Origin of the sequence: Bdellovibrio bacteriovorus, from assembly GCF_002208115.1 — a bacterium.
GTDB classification, from domain to species: domain Bacteria; phylum Bdellovibrionota; class Bdellovibrionia; order Bdellovibrionales; family Bdellovibrionaceae; genus Bdellovibrio; species Bdellovibrio bacteriovorus_C.
Map to the genome: position 1 here is coordinate 787,716 of NZ_CP020946.1, position 19,344 is coordinate 807,059.

Consider the following 19,344-nt stretch of genomic DNA (forward strand, 5'->3'; position numbering starts at 1 on the left):
CAGCATGAAGAAACTTCTTCTTGGCATGGTTCTGTGGGGACCTGTTGTGCTTGGTGGATGTCATCTGAAGAAAGATGTTTTAGGAACGGCTGAAAACCCGATCAAGTTTCATTTGGTTCCTGCAGTTGATGCCAAAGTTCTGACCGACAATTCTCAGATTCTGAAGGATTATCTGGAAAAGAACACACCTTATAAATTTCAAATCACTATCCCTCAGAACTTTGTGGCGGTGGTGGAATCTTTCGGCACCAAGCGGGCGGATGTTGCTGCTATCAACACCTATGGATACTATCTGGCGCACAAGCAGTACGGTGTGGAAGCCCGTCTGACGGTGATTCGTTACGGGTCCGCGACCTATCAATCGCAGTTTCTGGCCCGGGCGGATGGAAAGATCAAATCACTGAAAGACCTGCAGGGAAAGAAAGTGGCCTTCGTCGATCCGGCTTCGACTTCGGGTTATCTGCTGCCGCTGAAGACTTTGAAGGACCGCAAGATCGAACCCAAGGACACCGTCTTTGCAATGAAGCACGATTCCGTTGTGACGATGATTTATCAAGGGCAGGTGGATGCGGGCGCAACCTATTACAGTCCACCTCAAAATGGGCAGCTTGAAGACGCCCGCCGCCTGGTGAAAACCCAGTATCCTGATGTCGAACAGAAGGTGAAAATCATCGAATTGTCCGAACCCATCCCGAATGACCCGATCGTCTTCCGCAAAGACATGCCGGAAGAAATGAAAGAAAAGATCGTCGACACCCTTTTGCAGTTTGCTGCCACACCTGAAGGGCAAAAGTCCCTGGACCTGATGTTGGGGGCAACCAATTTGAAAAAATCCACCGACAGTGACTATGACAGCGTTCGCGAGATGCTGTCGACGCTGGCGCCGGAAGGGAAGTGATCGTGGCTGAAGCCCTGTTGCGCGTTGAAAACCTGTCCAAGACCTATCCCAACGGTGTGCAGGCGCTGAAAAATATCAATCTGGAGGTTCATCCCGGAGAATTCCTGGTGGTGATCGGCCTCAGTGGCTCGGGGAAATCAACCTTGCTGCGATGTCTGAACCGCCTGCAGGAGCCAACTTCCGGACGTATCTATTTCTCGGGACAGGAAATAGGTCAGTTGCAAGATGCGGCGAAAATTCGCAGTGTGCGCAGCAAGATGGCCATGATCTTTCAACACTTCAATCTGATTCCGCGACAAAGTGTTTTAAAGAATGTTCTAATGGGGCGACTGGCGGCAAAGTCCACCTGGCAAAGTTTGTGGGGGATGTTTTCCGGCTCAGAAAGGTCAGAGGCCAAAGAGAACCTGCGTCTGGTGGGGATCGCTGAAAAAGCCTCCTTGCGCGCAGACCAGCTTTCAGGCGGTCAAAAGCAGCGTGTGGCCATTGCCCGGGCTTTGATGCAAAAGCCGACATTGCTGCTGGCGGATGAACCGGTGTCCTCGCTGGATCCGGCGACTTGTCATGTGGTGATGGATTATTTGCGCAAGATCAATCAAGAGATGGGCATCACCGTGATCGCCAATCTGCATTTTCTTTCACTGGTGCGCCAGTACGCGACCCGTGTGGTTGCGCTGAAAGACGGTGAAATCGTCTTCCGCGGAAAGCCCGAAGAAATCACCGAAGAATGGTTCCGCCGTATTTACGGGGAAGGAGCACAGGATGTTGCGCCGAACGATATTTGACGGCATTGTCTTTGGCTTTTTGCTGTGCCTTCTGGCGGCTCTGTTTGTCACTTCGGAAGAGCAGCTTTTGCAGTTGGGCCTGGTTTCATCTTTGGCCTTATTGTTCTTTGTTGTTGGTTGCGGCATCAGTCTGGGGCTTTCAGCCCGCAACGTCGTCACTCTGGGCGCAAAGTTATTCGCAGCTCATCAGGGGGCTGAGGAAGATCGCCCTTGGTATCGCACTTTCTGGTGCTGGCAGCTTTTGGTTTCTTTGGCCGCCACGCTGACGGTGGCCGTGATCAAGACCGAGTTTTCGTTTGTTGAGCTGTTTGATCAGAACGGTTTTGCCGGGGCAGTTCGTCTGTTCAAGGGACTGTTGAATCCGAACTGGGATGTGTTGCCCCGAGCTGTGCTGAATATCATTGAAACCATCTTTATGGCGTTTCTGGCAACCACGCTCGCAATCCCGGTGGCTTTTTTGCTAAGTTTTGTCTGTGCCAAAAATATCATGCAGGGTCCCTGGGCCCGGATGATCTATTTCGTCATGCGAACCTTCCTGAACGTCACTCGATCCATTGAAGCTCTGATCTGGGCCATCATCTTTTCGGTGTGGGTGGGGATAGGACCGTTTGCCGGGATGCTGGCTTTGATGATTCATTCGGTTGCTTCACTGGCCAAACAATATTCCGAGATGGTGGAATCTGTTGAAGAAGGGCCGATTGAGGCGATTGAATCCACCGGAGCCAATAAACTGCAAACGATTTGGTATGCGATTGTTCCTCAGGTGCTTTTGCCTTATATTTCATTTACGGTCTATCGCTGGGACATCAACGTGCGCATGGCGACGATCATCGGTCTGGTCGGTGGTGGCGGTATCGGCACGATGCTGGTGCAGTATCAGGGGCAGGCGATGTGGCGTGAGGTGGGTTGTATCATTGTCGTGATTGCGGTGGTGGTATGGGCCCTGGATCAGGCCTCGGCCTATGTTCGTGAAGCATTGAAATAGTCTTAAGGAGCTTTCCATGTCTGTTTTGAATAACTATAAAGTCACTATCAAAGAACACCATGTCGATTCACTGGGCCACATGAACAATGCCACCTATCTGGCGTTGTACGAGGAAGCCCGCTGGGAAGCGATCACCAGTCGTGGATACGGTTTTAGGGACATTCAAAAGATGAAACAGGGTCCGGTGATTCTGGAAGTGAATTTGAAGTTCCAGCGCGAAGTGCTGTTGCGTGAAACGATCACCATTACTCTGGAGATGCTGGGTTACAAAGGAAAGATCGCCCAGATGAAACAGCAGATGATCAAGGACGATGGCAGTGTTGCCAGCGAAGCGGTCTTTACGTTTGGTCTGTTTGATATGAAAGAAAGAAAACTGATTGAGCCCACTCCGGAATGGAAGCGGGCGATTGGAATGGATTAAGCGGCTTTTGCCAGTGGCAGGGCGACGACGGTGATGTAGAACTTTCCTTTTTCAGTCGCAAAAGGAATCATCATCCCGGCGGAGCCTTGAGCGCACGGCACATTTTGGCCGCTGCCCAAAAGAACTTTCGGCACGGTCATCTGAACTCCATAGGAACTGATTTCCGCCTTGGCGTTACCAAAGATAATGTTATTGATCTCACCCACGGCATCCTGATTGTCTTTATTCAGCTCGGTTTGTTCCTCCATAAGCATGGAAGACACAACCTCCAGGAAGCTGCCTTTATCAAAGGAAATGCACAGATGTCCCTGGAATGCCTGGGACTTGATCTCCACAACCGAGGAAACTTCCCCCATCATCGGATCGTGCGGGGACTTGGGGCCGGCTTTTTCCATTTTTACGGACGAGCAGCCAAACTGACCCAACACATGCGTGGTGGCCTTGATGACGGCGTTGATCACGCGCACATCGACGGCATACTTGGTGGCGGCCGCCGCAGTGGCAGGTTCTTTCGCGCCGGTGCCGTGGTGTTGGGCATTTAGAACCGAAATCATCGCGCTGATCAGTTCATTCGGAGAAACAGGCTTTTTAAAGAATTTTGAAGACTGCAGACTTTCCGGCAGATCCGAAGAGTCTCGTTGTGAGATTACGATCAGCTCGGCATCCTGGGTGTTCTTATAAGTATGGATACCATAAACGAAACCGCCGTCCATCAGGCGCGGCACTTCGGTATCAATCAGCACGACGTCGAACTTTTGGTTTTCGGACTTGATCGCAGCTTCGGCGCCATCCTTTGCACGGACCACCACCGGGGAAAACCCCGAGTTTTCAAGCTGCTTTAGCAGTGGTTCTTTCACCAGTTGCTCAAGCTCACAGTTGTTGTCCACGATCAGGATGTTTTTTCGTGTTTTCATTTCTTTCTTCTGTATGAATACCATAAACTCTATTCGGTTTAAGATGCGGATTTCTTAACTGGCAGTAATCTTGTCGGGTAACTGTGAGGAAGCCTTTAACTCTATTTATTGTCCAGAACTTCGACGAAATTTCCCAAACAAATTATCAACAAAATGTCTAATTTCCTACAGTTAAGTCATCTTCTGTTTGTGCCGAATAGTGCGGAACAGGAGTATCGAGAGCATGGGAAAACAGTATTATCTTTCGAACAATGGGACTCATATCGGGCCGTTCAATCTTGAGACAGTTCTAAAAAAGATTGAGACTCAGGAGAACCAGTGGACGGATTACATCTATGACGAAGCGCTGGGTGAGTGGCTTATGCTGCTGGAGCATCCGGAGTTTTCTGCGAAACTGGCACAAAAGCCTGCGACTCGACCTTCGGCGTCCCCAGTGTCATTGCTAAGCAAGCTGGCATTGAAAGACAAAGAATGGTTTATTTTGAAAGAGGGTAATAACTACGGCCCGTTCTGCCAGTTGGAGCTGATCCAGATGCTGCAGGAAAAGGCGTTGTACGAATACGACTACATCTGGCACTCCAAACTTCCTTCCTGGAAAAGAGTGGCCGAGGTGGAAGACTTCTCTGCGGAAAGCATCCGTGTGATGAAAGACTCCAAGGAAGCTGATGTGGCCGAGATTTTCTTCCGCCGTCGTCATGTGCGTGCATCCTATGGCGCTTCTTTGATTGTTCATAACAACAAAACAGTTTTCCGCGGTCAGGCTCTGGAAATCAGTGCCGGTGGGGCGGGTGTTCTGATCGACACTCCGAATCTGCAGCCGGGGCAAAGTCTGTTCCTGCATTTCCAGCCGGGTGATGGTGTGCCGCCTTTCAATGCGGTCTGCCAGATCGTCAGCAAACAATACGTGAAGGACAGTGGCGCCGCCGTTGAGCCGGTGAAGTATGGCGTGAAGTTCACAACTCTCAGCCAGTCCGCTCGCGAATCAATCAAGAATTTCACAACGAAGGCTGCATAAAAGCAGCCTTTGAGAGGATCTTTGGTATGAAAAAGGACTTTCAGCTTTTTGTTGTCGCGGCAGCGTCAGCTTTCTTGATGGCCTGCGCGCAGAATGTGTCTTTCGATCTTCCAGAAACTCAAGACAACTTTGGTCAAAGCATCACGTACAACAACAAGGTGGATATTCTGTGGATCGTGGACAACTCCACCTCCATGCTGAAGCATCAGCAGCGTCTGAGTGAACAAATCCCGGATCTGGTCAGCAAACTCAATACTCTTAAGATGGATTATCACATGGCCGTGGTGACCACCAGCATGGGGGGCACGTCCCCTGACGGCGGGAAGTTTATCGGCAGTCCCAAATATGTGACTTCGAAAACCCCGGATCTGGTCAACAGCCTGAAAAATCGCATGATCGTGGGTGAGGCGGGCAGCAATTTGGAGCGCGGTCTGGAGTCCATGGAAAATGCGCTGTCAGCAAACTATCTTGCCAATGAAGGCAAAGGCTTCTTCCGCAATGACGCCCTTTTGGTGGTGATCGCGTTGTCGGATGAAGATGACTTCAGTAAATCCAGCTCTTCCGCGGGCATCACCTACTACACTAATTTATTGGACAGTATCAAAGAGCCGTGGGTGGATGGCAGCCGTTCCTGGGTGTTTAATTTTATCGGCGTCTTAAGTTTGACGTCCCAGTGCAAAACCTTCAATGACTTTGCGTCGGCGGGTTTAAGCTATATGGGTTTGGCTGATACGTCAGGCGGGGTCAAAGAATCCATCTGCAGCACGAATCTGTCGTCGGCCGTGGGGAACATTCGTTCACGCATCTATCAGATCCTGACGGACTTTAAACTGTCCAAAGTGCCTTTGGAAGAGTCCATCACGGTCAGCATCAATGGTGTCAGCATTCCGCGTGACACCACCAATGGTTGGGACTATCTGGCCGCCAGCAACGTGATCCGTTTCTATGGAACTGCGGTGCCAGCGGCGGATGCGTCGATCAAGGTCGATTTCAAACCTAAAGACGCGAACTGATAATACATGCCCTGGGCTTGCATAAGTTCTTCGTGCGAGCCCATCTCGGCCACTTCCCCCTGATTCAGAACAATAATGCGATCGCACTGTTCAATCGTTGAAAGACGGTGGGCAATGATGATGCTGGTACGGCCTTTGGTGATCTCTTTGGTCGCATCCTGAATGATGTGTTCACTTTCAGAATCAATATTGGCGGTGGCCTCATCCAGAATTAAAATATCCGGATTGAAGGCCAGAATGCGCGCAAAGGCGATCAGCTGGCGTTCGCCGACCGACAAGTTGGCTCCGCGTTCTGCCACCGGGCTTAGCAGATCGCGGCCTGTGCGGGTCAATAGAGCCATATAGCCGGTTTTTTCACAGGCCATGCGGATTTGTTCTTCTGTGATGCGCGGGTCGCCCAGGCCAATATTGTCGCGGATGTTGCCGCGGAAGATGAAGTTATCCTGCTGAACCACGCCGACGTGGTGGCGGATTTCCTCGCGCGGGATGCTTTCCAGGGCAAGACCATCGACAAAGACCGTCTGCTCCGGGGCATCATAGAATCGCTGCAACAGCGAGATGAACGTGGACTTGCCGCTGCCGGTACGCCCCACCAAAGCCACGGATTCTCCGGCTTTAATGTGCAGGTTGATGTTTTTCAAAACCAGCGGCAGATGGCTTTCGTACTGGAAGTTCAGGCTCTTGATTTCCAGTTCTCCACGCAAAGATCCCGGGCTGGTCAGAGCGGCCAGTTCGTGCTCTTTCGGTTCATCCATCAGGGTGAAGATGCGCTCGGCACTGGTCAGGGAGTTTTGGAACTGCTGGTATTTCTCTAAAATCTCTCGCAATGGCGGGATGAAGTCCTGGATGTTCATCAAAAACGCCACCAATGAACCAATGGCGATCGAGTTTTCAGCGCTTAAGTAACCACCGAAATACAAAGCCGATGTGATGGTCACGGCGTTGAACAGATTCATCACCGGTTGCATCAGGGCATAGGCTTTGATCGAACGCATATTGGTATCGCGATAGTCCACCGACAGTGCGCCGAACTTGTCGCGATTGCGGGTCACACGGTTGTAAAGCTGAATGACCTTGATGCCGTTCAGATTTTCAGCCAGGAAGGCGTTGATCACGGACAGTTTCTTTTTTTGTTCGCTTAAGATCGCACGAATTTTATTGGACAGGTGGAAGGTGGCCCAGATAAAGAACGGCGCCAGGAACAGGGACACCACGGTCAGCTTCCAGGAAATCAGGCTGAGCGCAATCACCACCGACGCGATGATCACCGCGTTGGTGAAGACCGAAATCACACCTTCTGAAAACAGTTCGCCCAAGGACATCACGTCATTGGTCAGGCGCGTGACAATGCGCCCGTTCGGAGTTTTGTTGAAGAACTGCATCGGCAGTCTTTGCACGTGGTTCATCAGATCTTCGCGCAGGTGGTACAGCATGCGGTTTCCGAACAACTGGAATAAAAAGGCATTTCCGAAAGAAAACACCGAACGCATGATTTCAAGTGCCAGGTACGCGTAAGCCACTTTGGTGAAGATCGAAAGATCGCGACCCACGACACCTTTGTCGATGGCTTGTCCTACGAGCATCGGAATCAAACGGGCCACGGTCGCGCCGCCGGCGACAGCAAAGATCGCCATGAACAAAAGACCTTTTTCGCGACGGGCATAAGGCCACAGGCGTTTGAATAGAATCGGGTAAGTGACCTTGGTTTTTACCAGGTCCTCATTCATAAAGTTATCATTCATGGTGATCCCCCAATCCTTGAATCTGCACAATTTTCTGGAAGGTCGGGCTGGTTTCCTGAACCTGCTCCATCGTGCCCCAGGCTTCCGCATGGCCGTCTTTTAAAATCAGCAGACGGTCCACGGACTTCAGGGAGGACAGGCGGTGAGCCACAATAATGCGGCTGAGACTGCCATGGCTTTTACGCAGTTCCTGCTCAATTGCTTTTTCAGTGCGGGTGTCGACGGCACTGAGTGAGTCATCCAGAATCAGCACCGGAGTTTTCATGATAATTCCGCGGGCGATGGTCAGACGTTGTTTCTGGCCTCCGGATAGATTCACACCGCGTTCACCCAGTTGGGAGTCAAACTTGTGCGGTAAAGAATCAATTTCTTTGGTCAGATCGACGATTTCAGTCATGCGTTGGATTTCATTGATGTCCGCTCGCTCGGTCAGGCCCAGGCTCAGATTGTCGGCAATGCTGTCGCTGAATAAGAAGGCCTCTTGCGGGACAAGCAGGAAGGTGCGGCGCAAAGATTCCTGGGTGATGCTGCTGATATCGTGGCCGTTGACCAGGATCTGGCCTTCTTCAAGCGGATACATGCGGGTCAAAAGATTCAGCAGTGTGGTTTTGCCAGCCCCCACCGGCCCCATGATGCCCAGGCTTTCGCCAGCCTTCAGGGTGAAGGACACATTTTTAAGCGCATACACCGGGCTGGTTTTATGGCAGAAAGAAACGTTTTTAAATTCCAGCGTTTCAAACTTTTCAATTTCCACGGTGCCGTTGTCGGGAATGTCGGTTTCGGTTTGCAAAACCTCTTTGATCCGGTCAAAGGAAGCATATCCTTTTTGGAAGTTGGAAAAGCCCATGCCCAAAGCCGTCATCGGCCATACCATCTTTTGGATGTAGCGCTGGAAGGCAAAGAAGGTCCCGATGGTGACTGCACCCGAGTACAGATCGTCCTTGGCGATGAAAAGCAGAATCACACTGCCTGAAGTCACGCCGAACTCCATCACCGGAATGAACATCGAATCGACGCGGGCCACTTTGTTGCAGGCTTTTTCAAAGCCGGCGCTGATACTGTTGAAAAGCTGAGTGCGGTTGTTTTCCTGCGCGAAGCTTTTGATCACGCGGATCCCGCCCACGGTTTCCTGGGCGATCCCGGTCAGTTCAGAAAACCGTTCCTGCTGAATTTTATAGTTTAAGTGTATTAATCGCATGACTTTCCAGATCAGGAAAGGCACCAGCGGCAGGAACACCAGGGTTTTCCAGGTCCATTCCCAGTTCAGGGACATCATGATCGGCAGCACCATCAGGATATAGATGATCCCGTCGGCCAGAATCAAAAGTCCGGGGCCGATGGCCTGACGGAACGACTGCACATCGTTGGTCAGAAGACTCATCAGTTCGCCCACGGGGTTTTTGTGGAAGAAGTTCGGTCCCAGAGAGGTGATGTGGCGGAAGATTTTTTGACGAATGTGTTCAGCGGCGTAGGTGTGGAAACGGCCAAAGTTCGCGCGCCAGCCGTAACGGGTGATGGCAAGTCCGGTCATCATGGCCAGAAAGATCAGGCAGGTCTTTCCGATGTCGGACAAGGAAGCCTTGGCCTGAATCTGATCGATGGCGGCTTTCATGACCAGTGGATAGGCGGAATCCAGGGCATTCGTCAGCAGCAAAAAAATCATCCCCAAGCTGAAGGCCCGGGGATTGTTTTTGATATAAAACCAAAGGGGACGCTTAAATAATAAGGAATTTTCAGAGGAGTTCTGCATCACCCCGGGGACTGTATTTAATCCTTCCAAAGTCTGCAAGAGAATTGGGCGTCACAGTGGGATTGCTCTTGGCGTCGTTCATAAGCCCGTTGTTCCCACCCATAAAAGAAGGGGCGGTGCTGTGTCAGTCTTTGGAAAAGCAGTCTCAGAGCGGTCATTGGAACCTCCATGCCTGCTGTTAGGATCGGTTGTTTGGTGCCAGCATTCAATACCCTTGCTTGGGGTACTATAATGTAATACTCTGGTTTTGGGGGTTGAGATGTCACAGATTGACCAGTTTTTGAATGCCTTAAAACGATCCTTAAAAGCGAAGAATATTCTTTATAAGGATCTCGCCAAAGCTTTGGATTTGAGCGAATCCAGTGTGAAGCGCATTCTATCCAGCAAAAGTTTAAGTCTGGATCGTCTGGAGGAAATCTGTCGGATCGCCGACCTCAGTTTTTCCGAGGTGGTGAAATCCGCGAATCTGGAAGAAGCCAATCAGCCGATGATTCTGTCGGACGAACAGGAAAAGGCCCTGGCTGAAAACGCGCGCCTGCTGCATTTCTATATGATGCTTCAGGAAGGCAAAACCCCGCAGAAAATTGAAAAGGAATATCAGATCCCGGGTTCCGAGGCGAAAAAATATTTATTCCAGTTGGATCGTCTGAACCTGATTGAACTGCACCCCCGCGACAAGGTGAAGCTGAAGCGTCAGGGCTTTCTGCGTTTCCGTCGTGACGGGCCGGTGGGGAAAGCGTTGTTTGAGCAAACCAAGTCGAATTATTTGAATTATGATTTTCGTCCCGAGGATTACATCCGCTTTACGTTGATCAAAGTCAGCGCGCCCACTCTGGCCAAGTACAAGGCCAAACTGGAACGTCTGATGATGGATATGCAAGAAGAGTCACGCTACGAGGTGGAACATAACGTTTCTGTCATCGATTCCGGCGTGTTGATGGCATTCCGTCCTTGGCAGTATTCCTATATGGGTGCACTGAAGAAGAAAGAATAGTCCGTCAGTTGATTACCTGATTTTCATACACTGTTTACTGGCAAGTGCAGAGGCCCTGCCTTGCCTTTGTTTTAGAGTCCAAAGTATTCCTTTGGGCTCTATGAAAAACTTCACTGAATCCATTCAATATCTCATTTCACTGGTGACGGAAGATCCGCATCTGGAATCCGCGTGGCTTAGCACCCTGGCGCACATGGAGCACTTGGCTTCGCAGCAGGTGCTGGGAAATGTCTCAGCCTCGACGCCCTTGCATTTTGTGAATGAAATTCAAGAGCATGCGGCAGATGAAGCCCGTCATCGTGATATCATTTTATCTCTGCGACCTTATCCGCTGGCCAAAGACGGGCGTTATGAAGATTTGCGCCATCGGCTGCGGGCGGTGGCGGAAAGTTTTGTTCTTGGATTTTTTGCCAATCCGGTTTTGCTGCAGGCGCAGTCCCGCTTTGCCGCTTACGTTCATGGCGCGATCACCATTGAACAGTTTCCCTTTCAAATTTATTCCGCCTATATCGACGGCACCGGCAGCCCGCGGATTCGCGAAGGCATGCAAGAGGTTTTGGCTGACGAAGTCGGGCACATCCAACTGGGTAAAAAGTTTTTGGCCACTTTGCCCGAAGCCGAACGCCTGTCTTTGCAGGAACTGCAGATCATTGAAAAGGAAATGTGCCTGCTGATGGTCCAACGCATGACCGTGCTGGTGCAGGAGTTTCAGAATCATGAAATGCCGACAGAACCTGCCGTTCGCGCCAGTCAAAAGCTGGTTCGGGTCCTGGCGGACCGTCCTTATGCTCAGGTGGCGTGGGTGCATGCTCTGGGACACAGCGAGCTGATGGCTTCTTTGCACATGCAAAAGATTTTTATTTCGCGCAATCTGCCCATGCCGGACCTGATGCCTGAACATGTCAGCGATGAATTGCGCCATGCCCGCCTGCTGCAAAGAAGTGTTGTGATGGAAAGACGCAAATGGCTGTCAGTACCCGGTTATCGCCAGTTGGAGCGTCGCTTGTGTCATGAGCTTGAACGCTATCTGAACCGCTATTTCAGTTTGATGATGCGGGAAATCCCGGAACCCGAACAACTGTATCTTTATGGGGCCTGGGGTTTGGAAATGCGGGTGTTCCGTCACTACACGGATATCATGCGCGGGACTGACCATGTCGGGGTGGCCCAGACGATTTCCGTCATTTTGCAGGACGAAGCTGAACACACGCGCATGGTGCATGAAGAGATCGGCGATCGCGACTTTATGAATGTGCAGCTTTTGAAATGGGTTCGTCAGACCGAGGATGTGGTTTTCGAACACACTGCCAGCCGCGTGCTGTCCCTGATTGAAGTCCAGGATCAGATGTCTGAATTTGCTCCGCTGTATCAGCGCGCCTTTCCGGTGCGCAATTTGGTTCGGCACCCCGAGACGGAAATGGAGTTGCGATAATGGCGACGGCTTTTCTTTTTCCCGGCCTGAATGCTTTGCTGCGAAAATCAGATCGTCATCGCTTTTTGCATCTGCCCGAAGTGCAGGCCTGTTTTCGTCGGGCCGAGGCCATCATTCAGGAACGTTTTGGTTATCGTTTCAGCTTCAGGGAGTTTCTTGAGCTTCCAGCCGAGGATATTTATTCTTTGAAAAATATCAGCCTGGCAGCCGTGGCGATCTGCTGCATTCAGACCGGCGTGGCCCGGCGTTTACGCGATCAAAGCGGCGACCCGGACTGGGTCATGGGATGTTCCTTGGGGGATCTGGCCCGTGCGGTGTTTGCGGGGACTTACACCTTTGAGGATGCTGTTTATAATCACATCCATTTCACCCGCAGTATCGAGGGGATTGACAAGATCGGCCGCAATATTGCGGTGCTGGCCCCCAAAACGGCGCCTTTTTCCGTCGAGGATTATGCGTGGTTTGAACAAAACAACGTGGACGTGTCCTGCCTGACCCCGAGATTTTTGAATATTGGCGGCCGCTATGCAGACCTGGATGAAGTCGAAAGACACGCCAAAAACAAAGGTTGGAACGTGATGCGTATTTTGGATTACCCCGTGCATTCACGTTATATTCTTCCCTATGTGCAGGCGGTGGAAAATGACTTCGCAAGTGTGCACACGGAACATCCGCGGGTGCCGATATTCTCAAGCTTGAGTGCTCAGCCCCTGAATGATCCCCAACAAATCAAACAGGAGTTTCTTCTGAGTATCACGAAACCCATTCACTGGAGCCGGGCCGTGCAGAAGCTGGTGCAGGATCATCACATTGACTGCTTCGTGAATATCGGTCCGTGTCGCAGTTTGACGGGGCTGATGCGGGAAATTCCGGTGCAGGCGGTGATGGTCGAGGCTGCGGATCTGATTGCCGGTGCGATGCCGGATAGGGAGCTGGCAGGTGTTTAGAAGAACACTGTCGCGGTGACAGAGCCTTCTCGCAAAAGATAGTAATTGTAAAGTGCGCCGAGCATAAAGCGGCGGCTGAGGGCATACTGAACGCCGCCAAAGTATTCTTCTTTGATCTGCTTTTCTTCCAGCTCTTTGGTTTCATAGTTATAGGCCCACGCCGGAGAATCCTCGATGCGTTTAGCGGCCGTGAAAATGAATTTTCCCATTGCCAGAGAAGCCGTGTAAGTCTGCACGCGGGCTTCGTACAGCTCCTCTTGTTCCATCAGATGCAGATTTGCATAACTTAAAATCAAAGAGCTTAAGTGAAGGGCCACGTTATAGGTGTTGACCTGGTATTTGATGGTGGTCTTCACGTATTCGCTTTGTTGCAGTTGAGTTTCATCGCCGTACACAGAATAGCCGGCCGAAAACGGGCCCCAGATGGCATTGATCCCGCCGCCAATGTTGATTTTATTCGTTTCGGTATTGTACTTCGCCATGGCGCCGGCCTTCAGGCTGTAACGGCGATACCCATTCCCTTTGCGGTCGACGATGTCGAAGGCCGAAGCCAGGGTCAGTTTCTGATTGGGGTATTTTTCCTGATTGTGTTTGCGCTCCCAAAGGTCATCCATCATTTCAAAGCCGGGGGCTCCAAAGAAGGTTTCCTCACTATTGGAAGGGGACAGAGCTGCGCCAATCTTGCCATTGCCCCGAACAATCGAAAAGTCTGCCGAAGGGTTGAAATAGATGGCTTCCAGACCCAGACCTTTTTCAGTTGGGACAGCGGACGGGTTGATTTTAATCTGGCTGCCGCCCGGGGCGGGACTGGCGGGGTCCCGCCGGAATTTGCTGCATTCGTTGATCAGATAACAATCCGAAAAGTCGGCCTGGGCCACGGAGGCAGTCCATAAAGCAAAGATAAGAATGAAAAAACGCAAACCAGGCATTCATTTAAGGTTAGAAGATGCCCCGGGATTTGTTAAGGACCGGTGACCAATTTCTGGACAGTCGAGGTTTATTTACAGGGGCCCGGAGCCCGGGGGGCGGGTCGTTTGCGGGGTATGGTATAACGAGCTCATGAAGTCTTTGTCTGTGATTCTATTCAGCTTTGCGGTTTTTGCGGTGCCGGCCCTGTCCTGGGCGGGTCTGAAAGACGTGCGCCCCTGCCTGTCTGAGCATATTCACGAAGCCCTGGTTCTGAATAAAGAGCGCAAGCCCCTGTATATGAATCTTTCCGACGGCAAGTCCAAGGCGGTTTCAGACAAGTTGATCTGGATGGAACGAAAGCTGTCTGTGGCCGTTCCGTTTGCAGATGCGTGGGCGGCTCCTTATCAGGCGGCGGGAATTCCAATTCTTTGTCAGGACTTTATCTCGATGTCGGAAACCCCGAAGTTCCAGGCGCAAAACCCTGAAGGCCCGGATTCTTTGCACAACTATCGCCGTCCGGATATCGCGGGTATCAAGTCCCGTCTGCTGGAGCTGTACAAAGCCAAGGCTTACCAGCAACTGGCTGAGTATGCAGATAAACAGATCGTCGATCTGGATCAGAAGCCGCGCTACAACTGCATGGTAAAACACATTCTGGAATCAGTACGTCGCATGGCGGCCCTGACCCCGGTGCACGCACAAAAATCAAAAGCCAAAAATAAAGTGTCGAGTGAGTTCCTGTCGCGTACAGTTTTGAGATCTCACATCATGCTTTTGGATGACTCGGCCGAGATTGATGAAGTTGCTGCACCTTTGCAAGCGGCGGGTTTGCCAATCGTCTGTCAGGATGTTCCGTACATTCCCTGGCCGTAACTCTGACCTTTCCGATTCTTAATTTGCGGATGCGCCCATCTCCCTTGAGAGTGGGGGAATGAATTGCGCATCACGAATATACCAATACTTAGTGGCGTTGTTTTTACTGCTATCTGCCTCTGTCAGCATGGCGGAATCCATGTTCAATCGCAGAGCAGCCAACGGTCGTTTTCTGTTTGATGTCCTGTTGGAACAATCCGTTCCCCGTGAACCACTGGATCTGATCTTCCGTATGTTTGACTATAATGAAGGCCGTATTCCCAATACTGATTATGCGGTGTTGGTGGACTATTCCCGTCCCAGCACGGAAAAACGCCTGCATCTGCTGGATCTGCGCACGGGGATGGTGCAGAAATTCCATGTCGCTCATGGTATTCGTTCGGGGATTCTGGAAACACGAAGCTTTTCCAATCTGCCGGACTCCTGGAAGAGCTCTTTGGGGTTTTATTTCGCCAAAGGAACTTACAACAGTCCCAAGAACGGCTTGTCACTGTATCTGGACGGTATAGATCGTTCGAATAATAATTCGCGCTTGCGCCAGATTGTTTTGCACGGGGCCAGTTATGTCAGTGAGGAATTCATCGCCCGCAACCGGCGCCTGGGCTGGAGCGAGGGTTGTTTTGCCGTAGGGTTAGAGTATGTGCAGTACCTGATCAATCTTTTGCAGAACGGAAGCATTTTGTTTTCCTATCACAAGGACCTGATTGGGTATTCCCGCCGTTACCCTTCGGAGCAGTCTTTGATGGGGGACGAGCTGTTGCCTCCGGGAGTGAACACACGACGCAACCCCGGCGAAGGTGGGGGCGTGGATTAAAATGAGACACTTAGGATAAACTTCCTCGCAATAACATCTGTGATATTCAGTATCCTGAAGCGAATCCGATAATTCCCTACGACTTCAACCCTAGGGGGATCGGATTATGTGGAATAAACTCTGGAAGACTCGCAGTTATCGCTACAAGACGCTGGCACTGCTTATCGGCGCGATGATTCCCCTGTGGGCGATTGTTCTTTTCTATGTGCTTCCGCTGGTGCGTGAGAACATGTACGAAGACCGCCGCGTGGCGATTCGCGCCACAGTCGATATCGCCACCAAAGTGCTGGAATTTTATCACGATCAGTATCAGCAAAAAATTCTGACAGAAGATGAAGCCAAGAAGCAGGCGCTGGCAGCGGTGGCAAAACTTCGCTACAGCGGTAACGAGTACTTCTGGATCAACGATCTTCATCCGACCATGCTTATGCATCCGATCAAACCGGAATTGAACGGCAAGGACCTTTCAGGTTTTAAAGACCCCAATGGTTTCCATTTGTTCGTGGCCTTTGCTGAAAAAGGAAAGACTGCGGAAGGTGAGGGTTTTGTTCCTTATCTGTGGCCGAAGCCGGGGTCTCCGAATCCGGAACCCAAGATCAGCTTCGTTCGCAATTTCAAACCGTGGCAATGGATCGTGGGCAGTGGCGTTTACGTCGATGACGTGGAAACGGCCATCGGAAACTTCCGAAATAAAGTTCTGATTGGCTTCACCCTTGCCTTTGCTGTGGCGTTTGCCTTGTTCTTTGTCTTTGCCAGCCGTTTGATGAACTTCCTGGCGCGCACGGTGAATGATACCAACGATGCCAGCCAACAAGTGCTGGAGGCGTCCAATATGCTTTCCAGCGCAGGACAAAACGTCGCGCAAGGGGCGGTGGAGTCTGCAGCGCGTATCGAAGAGACCATGGGTTCAATCAAAAATCTGAATGATATTGTTCAGGCCAATCAGGAAAGAGCCCGTGCGGCGGCCGATCTGGCAAGAAGCTCTGAAAGCGGAGCTTCCCAAGGGGCTATGGAAGTGAAAAAACTGATTGAATCCATCAACGTCATGTCCAAGATTTCCGGTGAAATCACCTCGGCGATGGACATCATTGATGATATCGCTTTCCAGACGAATCTGCTGGCGCTGAATGCGGCGGTCGAGGCGGCCCGGGCCGGAGAGCAGGGGAAAGGTTTTGCCGTCGTGGCAGAAGCCGTGCGCAGTCTGGCGCTGAAGTCGGCGCAAGCCGCAAAAGAAGTAAAATCCGTTATCACCAGCAGTGTGACGCAAACCCAAGTGTCCTTGGAGCTTGCAGAACGCAGTGACCGCGTGCTTGATGGCATTGTCAGCTCGGTGCAAAAAGTGAATGTGTTGAATCAGGAAATTTCAGAAACCACCACGCATCAGTCTGAAGGCATCCGTGCCATTCACGAAGCTATGGGTTCTTTGGAGCGCCAGACGCAAGCCTTCTCGGCGGCGGCAGAGGAAACAGCAGCCACCTCCGAGGAAATGTCCGCTCAGGCCAACACGCTTCAGCACATGGTGCACAGTATGGCTACAGAAGTGATCGGTAAGGCCTCTTAGTAGGCCTCTACCGACATCACATCCTCAATGATCCCGGCTTTCATCATCATTTCAAAAAGCTGGGCGATTCTTTCAGGGCTTAATGAATTTGCATGCGGGGTCAGGGCTTCAGCGACCGTGCGCCCGCTGGCCAGAGCGCGCAGAATCTGCGCCTCCACGGGTTGCAGTTCCTGCACCAGCACCTTTTTTTGTTTCTTGTGAATCATAAGACTTTGGGGGGTGTTCCAGTTCACACCCTCAAACATATAAGCCGGTTCGAAGCGATGCTCCCAGATATCATAGACCGCATACTCGCTTTCAAAAATCTCCATCGCATCAATCATGTGCATCTTCACATCATCCGAATTCAGCAGTTCCTGAATAGTTTCAACCGGCAGCGGCTCCGGGGTTGCCGCGTGTTGCACTTCTTTATGGATCCATTCAAATTTTGCCAGGTCCGGCAAGAAAGGAATGCCTTTGGCGGTGGAGGTTTCCTGAATGAACCCGGAAAAAGCTTCGCCATAGTCCGCCAGATTATAGGCCACGGACGGCTGGGCTTCGATGTACTTTCGGCACAGCTCATTGAAGAAGTTGTCACCCAGGACCCAGGCCACGGCCGGATAGGTCGTGCGCAAAGCCTCAGTCAGACGTGCCACATAGGTGCGGTGATAGATCTGAAAGGCCTGCTCAAGGCTGAGCTTTCCGGCGGGTTTCAGATACGCCAGATGCTGCGGATCTGCTTCGGGAGCCAGGATGTTTCTTTTAAACAGACTCTGTAGTTCGCTCAGTTTCATAGGAATTCTCCAGAATGTAAGCGGCCTTCATCACTTCAACTTCGAGTTCACGGAAATCCGGTATGTCATCGTCCCGTTCAATCAGTACCGGCAGGTGACGAACCTGGGGCGCCAGCATTTTAAACAGATCCCAAACTTGCGCCGGAATTTCCTGAGAGTGAGTGTCATACAGGAAGTCACCATAATCGCTCGGGCCGGACAGGTGAATTTGCGCCACACGGTCCAGTGGAATGTGGTTGATAAAGTATTTTGGGTCAAAGCCGTGATTGCGGGAGTTCACATAGATGTTGTTCACATCAAGTAACAGCGCGCAGCCGGAACGCTTGCTGACTTCCGAGATAAAGTCCCATTCATTCATGTGGCTGTGATGATAGCTGATATAAGTCGAAATATTTTCAAGCACCAATGCCCGGCGCAGGAAGTTCTGCACAAAATCGATGTTGTTCACCAGTGTCTGCAGGCTGTCTTCCGTAAAAGGTATTGGCAGCAGGTTGTGAAAATTCTGACCTGAGATCGAATTCCATGACATGTGATCTGAAACAATGAATGGTTCCACACGTTCAATCAGTTCGCGCAGTCCCTGCAGGTAATCCACGCGAATGCCCTCGGGCGCACCGATGTTCATGGAAATCCCATGCAGAGCGACGGGATAGTCCTGGCGGATGGTTTGCAGCATCTCCAGCGAGCGTCCGTGGGTATGAATGTAGGTTTCAGTCTGCGCCTCGAACCACGCCACCTCGGTGGAGGGGCGCTGTTCAAGATAAGAAAAATGCGGGGCCCGCAGGCCCATGCCCACCTTGTGGGAGAAGCTGGAATTTTGCATGACGTCCTCTATTTTTTTGGAGCTGCTGGAACTGCTGCGACTTTGGCTTCGCCATCGATTTCGATTTTGATCTTGTCACCGACAACAAATCCGCCCTTGTCCATGGCCTTGTTCCAGTTCAGCCCGAAGTCCTTGCGGTTGACTTCGCCTTCGGCTTCAAAGGTGACAACGCGATTGCCCCAGGGGTCGGTGACTGCGCCGTTGTAATCAACATCCAGGGTGACTTTCTTGGTGATCCCGCGAATGGTCAGGTCACCTTCGACTTTGTCGGGTTTGTTCTTGTCGTATTTGACGTTGGTGGATTTAAAAGTCATTTCCGGGTACTTTGCCACATCAAAGAAGTCCGGACTGCGCATGTGTTTGTCGCGATCGGCTTCATTGGTGTTAATTGAATCGGTTTTGATGGTCACATTGATGTCACTTAACTTCATGGACTTTTCATCGAACTCGAAACTGCCACTGACCTGGTCGAAACGGCCTTTGACTTTTGAAACCATCAGGTGCGGAGCTGTGAAGGAAACGTTGGTGTGAGCCTTGTCGACATCAAATTTCGCGGCAAGGGCAGAGGTGGATACCAAAGATGTGGCCATGAAAGACAAGAGCAGCGCGCGCATACGTGATCCTTTCGATTGTTCTTAAATAGGTGCTCCGGGATGGAGACGGTATTCATTAACTGTTTTTGATCGAAAGAAGATTTA

At 51.2% G+C, this 19,344-nt stretch carries 19 protein-coding genes; 12 read left to right on the forward strand and 7 right to left on the reverse strand.

Going from position 1 to position 19,344, the window contains the following annotated elements; genetic code table 11:
- The first annotated feature begins 4 nt into the window (after nucleotides 1-4).
- The 4 genes from phnD to B9G79_RS03845 are packed head-to-tail and all read left to right on the forward strand — an operon-like array spanning nucleotide 5 to nucleotide 3,086.
- Nucleotides 5-898 (forward strand): phosphate/phosphite/phosphonate ABC transporter substrate-binding protein, encoded by an 894-nt coding sequence (phnD, locus tag B9G79_RS03830; protein WP_088564377.1) that lies wholly within the window; start codon nucleotides 5-7, stop codon nucleotides 896-898.
- Nucleotides 895-1,680, forward strand: coding sequence for a phosphonate ABC transporter ATP-binding protein (gene phnC, locus B9G79_RS03835; RefSeq protein ID WP_088564378.1), 786 nt, complete (start codon nucleotides 895-897; stop codon nucleotides 1,678-1,680). The genes phnD and phnC overlap by 4 nt, the downstream gene beginning before the upstream one ends.
- Nucleotides 1,658-2,665 (forward strand): phosphonate ABC transporter, permease protein PhnE, encoded by a 1,008-nt coding sequence (gene phnE / locus B9G79_RS03840; RefSeq protein ID WP_088564379.1) that lies wholly within the window; start codon nucleotides 1,658-1,660, stop codon nucleotides 2,663-2,665. The genes phnC and phnE overlap by 23 nt, the downstream gene beginning before the upstream one ends.
- Nucleotides 2,666-2,681: 16 nt before the next feature.
- Nucleotides 2,682-3,086 carry an acyl-CoA thioesterase gene (locus B9G79_RS03845; protein ID WP_088564380.1) on the forward strand — a complete coding sequence of 135 codons (405 nt, stop codon included), beginning with the start codon at nucleotides 2,682-2,684 and terminating at the stop codon, nucleotides 3,084-3,086.
- Here B9G79_RS03845 and B9G79_RS03850 read toward each other — a convergent pair.
- Nucleotides 3,083-4,000 carry a chemotaxis protein CheX gene (locus B9G79_RS03850; RefSeq protein ID WP_232469127.1) on the reverse strand — a complete coding sequence of 306 codons (918 nt, stop codon included), beginning with the start codon at nucleotides 3,998-4,000 and terminating at the stop codon, nucleotides 3,083-3,085. The genes B9G79_RS03845 and B9G79_RS03850 overlap by 4 nt on opposite strands.
- Nucleotides 4,001-4,223: 223 nt before the next feature.
- On the opposite strand from B9G79_RS03850, the gene B9G79_RS03855 reads away from it, so the two are divergent.
- Together B9G79_RS03855 and B9G79_RS03860 are read left to right on the forward strand one after the other, a co-directional pair.
- Complete coding sequence (locus tag B9G79_RS03855; protein ID WP_088564382.1) at nucleotides 4,224-5,015, forward strand: GYF domain-containing protein; 792 nt, start codon at nucleotides 4,224-4,226, stop codon at nucleotides 5,013-5,015.
- A gap of 26 nt (nucleotides 5,016-5,041) precedes the next feature.
- Nucleotides 5,042-6,028 (forward strand): hypothetical protein, encoded by a 987-nt coding sequence (locus B9G79_RS03860; RefSeq protein WP_088564383.1) that lies wholly within the window; start codon nucleotides 5,042-5,044, stop codon nucleotides 6,026-6,028.
- Here B9G79_RS03860 and B9G79_RS03865 read toward each other — a convergent pair.
- Nucleotides 5,959-7,770: an ABC transporter ATP-binding protein gene (locus tag B9G79_RS03865; protein WP_232469129.1), complete on the reverse strand. Its 1,812-nt coding sequence runs from the start codon at nucleotides 7,768-7,770 to the stop codon at nucleotides 5,959-5,961. The two genes, B9G79_RS03860 and B9G79_RS03865, sit on opposite strands and share 70 nt — an antisense overlap.
- A complete protein-coding gene (locus tag B9G79_RS03870; RefSeq protein WP_198298041.1) occupies nucleotides 7,763-9,433 on the reverse strand; it encodes an ABC transporter ATP-binding protein in 1,671 nt (556 codons plus the stop codon). The genes B9G79_RS03865 and B9G79_RS03870 overlap by 8 nt, the downstream gene beginning before the upstream one ends.
- A 346-nt stretch (nucleotides 9,434-9,779) precedes the next feature.
- Between B9G79_RS03870 and B9G79_RS03875 the strand changes: the two genes are divergently transcribed.
- From B9G79_RS03875 to B9G79_RS03885, 3 genes are all read left to right on the forward strand, one after another.
- Nucleotides 9,780-10,514 (forward strand): helix-turn-helix domain-containing protein, encoded by a 735-nt coding sequence (locus B9G79_RS03875; protein ID WP_088564385.1) that lies wholly within the window; start codon nucleotides 9,780-9,782, stop codon nucleotides 10,512-10,514.
- A gap of 100 nt (nucleotides 10,515-10,614) precedes the next feature.
- Entirely contained in the window at nucleotides 10,615-11,946 is a 1,332-nt protein-coding gene (locus B9G79_RS03880) for a ferritin-like domain-containing protein (protein ID WP_088564386.1), read from the forward strand.
- Nucleotides 11,946-12,893 (forward strand): acyltransferase domain-containing protein, encoded by a 948-nt coding sequence (locus B9G79_RS03885; RefSeq protein ID WP_088564387.1) that lies wholly within the window; start codon nucleotides 11,946-11,948, stop codon nucleotides 12,891-12,893. Before B9G79_RS03880 ends, B9G79_RS03885 begins: the two co-directional genes overlap by 1 nt.
- Here B9G79_RS03885 and B9G79_RS03890 read toward each other — a convergent pair.
- The gene (locus B9G79_RS03890; protein WP_088564388.1) at nucleotides 12,890-13,822 is read right to left on the reverse strand and encodes a hypothetical protein; all 933 of its coding nucleotides are present in this window, start codon (nucleotides 13,820-13,822) and stop codon (nucleotides 12,890-12,892) included. The two genes, B9G79_RS03885 and B9G79_RS03890, sit on opposite strands and share 4 nt — an antisense overlap.
- Before the next feature lie 130 nt (nucleotides 13,823-13,952).
- On the opposite strand from B9G79_RS03890, the gene B9G79_RS03895 reads away from it, so the two are divergent.
- The 3 genes from B9G79_RS03895 to B9G79_RS03905 all read left to right on the forward strand — a co-directional run bounded on the left by B9G79_RS03895 (nucleotide 13,953) and on the right by B9G79_RS03905 (nucleotide 17,050).
- Nucleotides 13,953-14,675 carry a hypothetical protein gene (locus B9G79_RS03895; RefSeq protein ID WP_088564389.1) on the forward strand — a complete coding sequence of 241 codons (723 nt, stop codon included), beginning with the start codon at nucleotides 13,953-13,955 and terminating at the stop codon, nucleotides 14,673-14,675.
- Between the two features lie 139 nt (nucleotides 14,676-14,814).
- Nucleotides 14,815-15,489, forward strand: a complete 675-nt coding sequence (locus tag B9G79_RS03900; protein WP_232469131.1) for a murein L,D-transpeptidase catalytic domain family protein — start codon at nucleotides 14,815-14,817, stop codon at nucleotides 15,487-15,489.
- A 106-nt stretch (nucleotides 15,490-15,595) separates the two neighbouring features.
- Entirely contained in the window at nucleotides 15,596-17,050 is a 1,455-nt protein-coding gene (locus B9G79_RS03905) for a cache domain-containing protein (protein ID WP_088564391.1), read from the forward strand.
- On the opposite strand, the gene B9G79_RS03910 is transcribed toward B9G79_RS03905, so the two are convergent.
- Genes B9G79_RS03910 through B9G79_RS03920 form a run of 3 tightly spaced genes read right to left on the reverse strand, consistent with a single transcriptional unit; the run spans nucleotide 17,047 to nucleotide 19,260 of the window.
- Complete coding sequence (locus B9G79_RS03910; protein WP_088564392.1) at nucleotides 17,047-17,823, reverse strand: HvfC/BufC N-terminal domain-containing protein; 777 nt, start codon at nucleotides 17,821-17,823, stop codon at nucleotides 17,047-17,049. The two genes, B9G79_RS03905 and B9G79_RS03910, sit on opposite strands and share 4 nt — an antisense overlap.
- Entirely contained in the window at nucleotides 17,792-18,646 is an 855-nt protein-coding gene (bufB, locus tag B9G79_RS03915) for an MNIO family bufferin maturase (RefSeq protein ID WP_088564393.1), read from the reverse strand. The genes B9G79_RS03910 and bufB overlap by 32 nt, the downstream gene beginning before the upstream one ends.
- A gap of 8 nt (nucleotides 18,647-18,654) precedes the next feature.
- Nucleotides 18,655-19,260, reverse strand: coding sequence for a YceI family protein (locus B9G79_RS03920; protein WP_088564394.1), 606 nt, complete (start codon nucleotides 19,258-19,260; stop codon nucleotides 18,655-18,657).
- Between the last annotated feature and the right edge of the window lie 84 nt (nucleotides 19,261-19,344).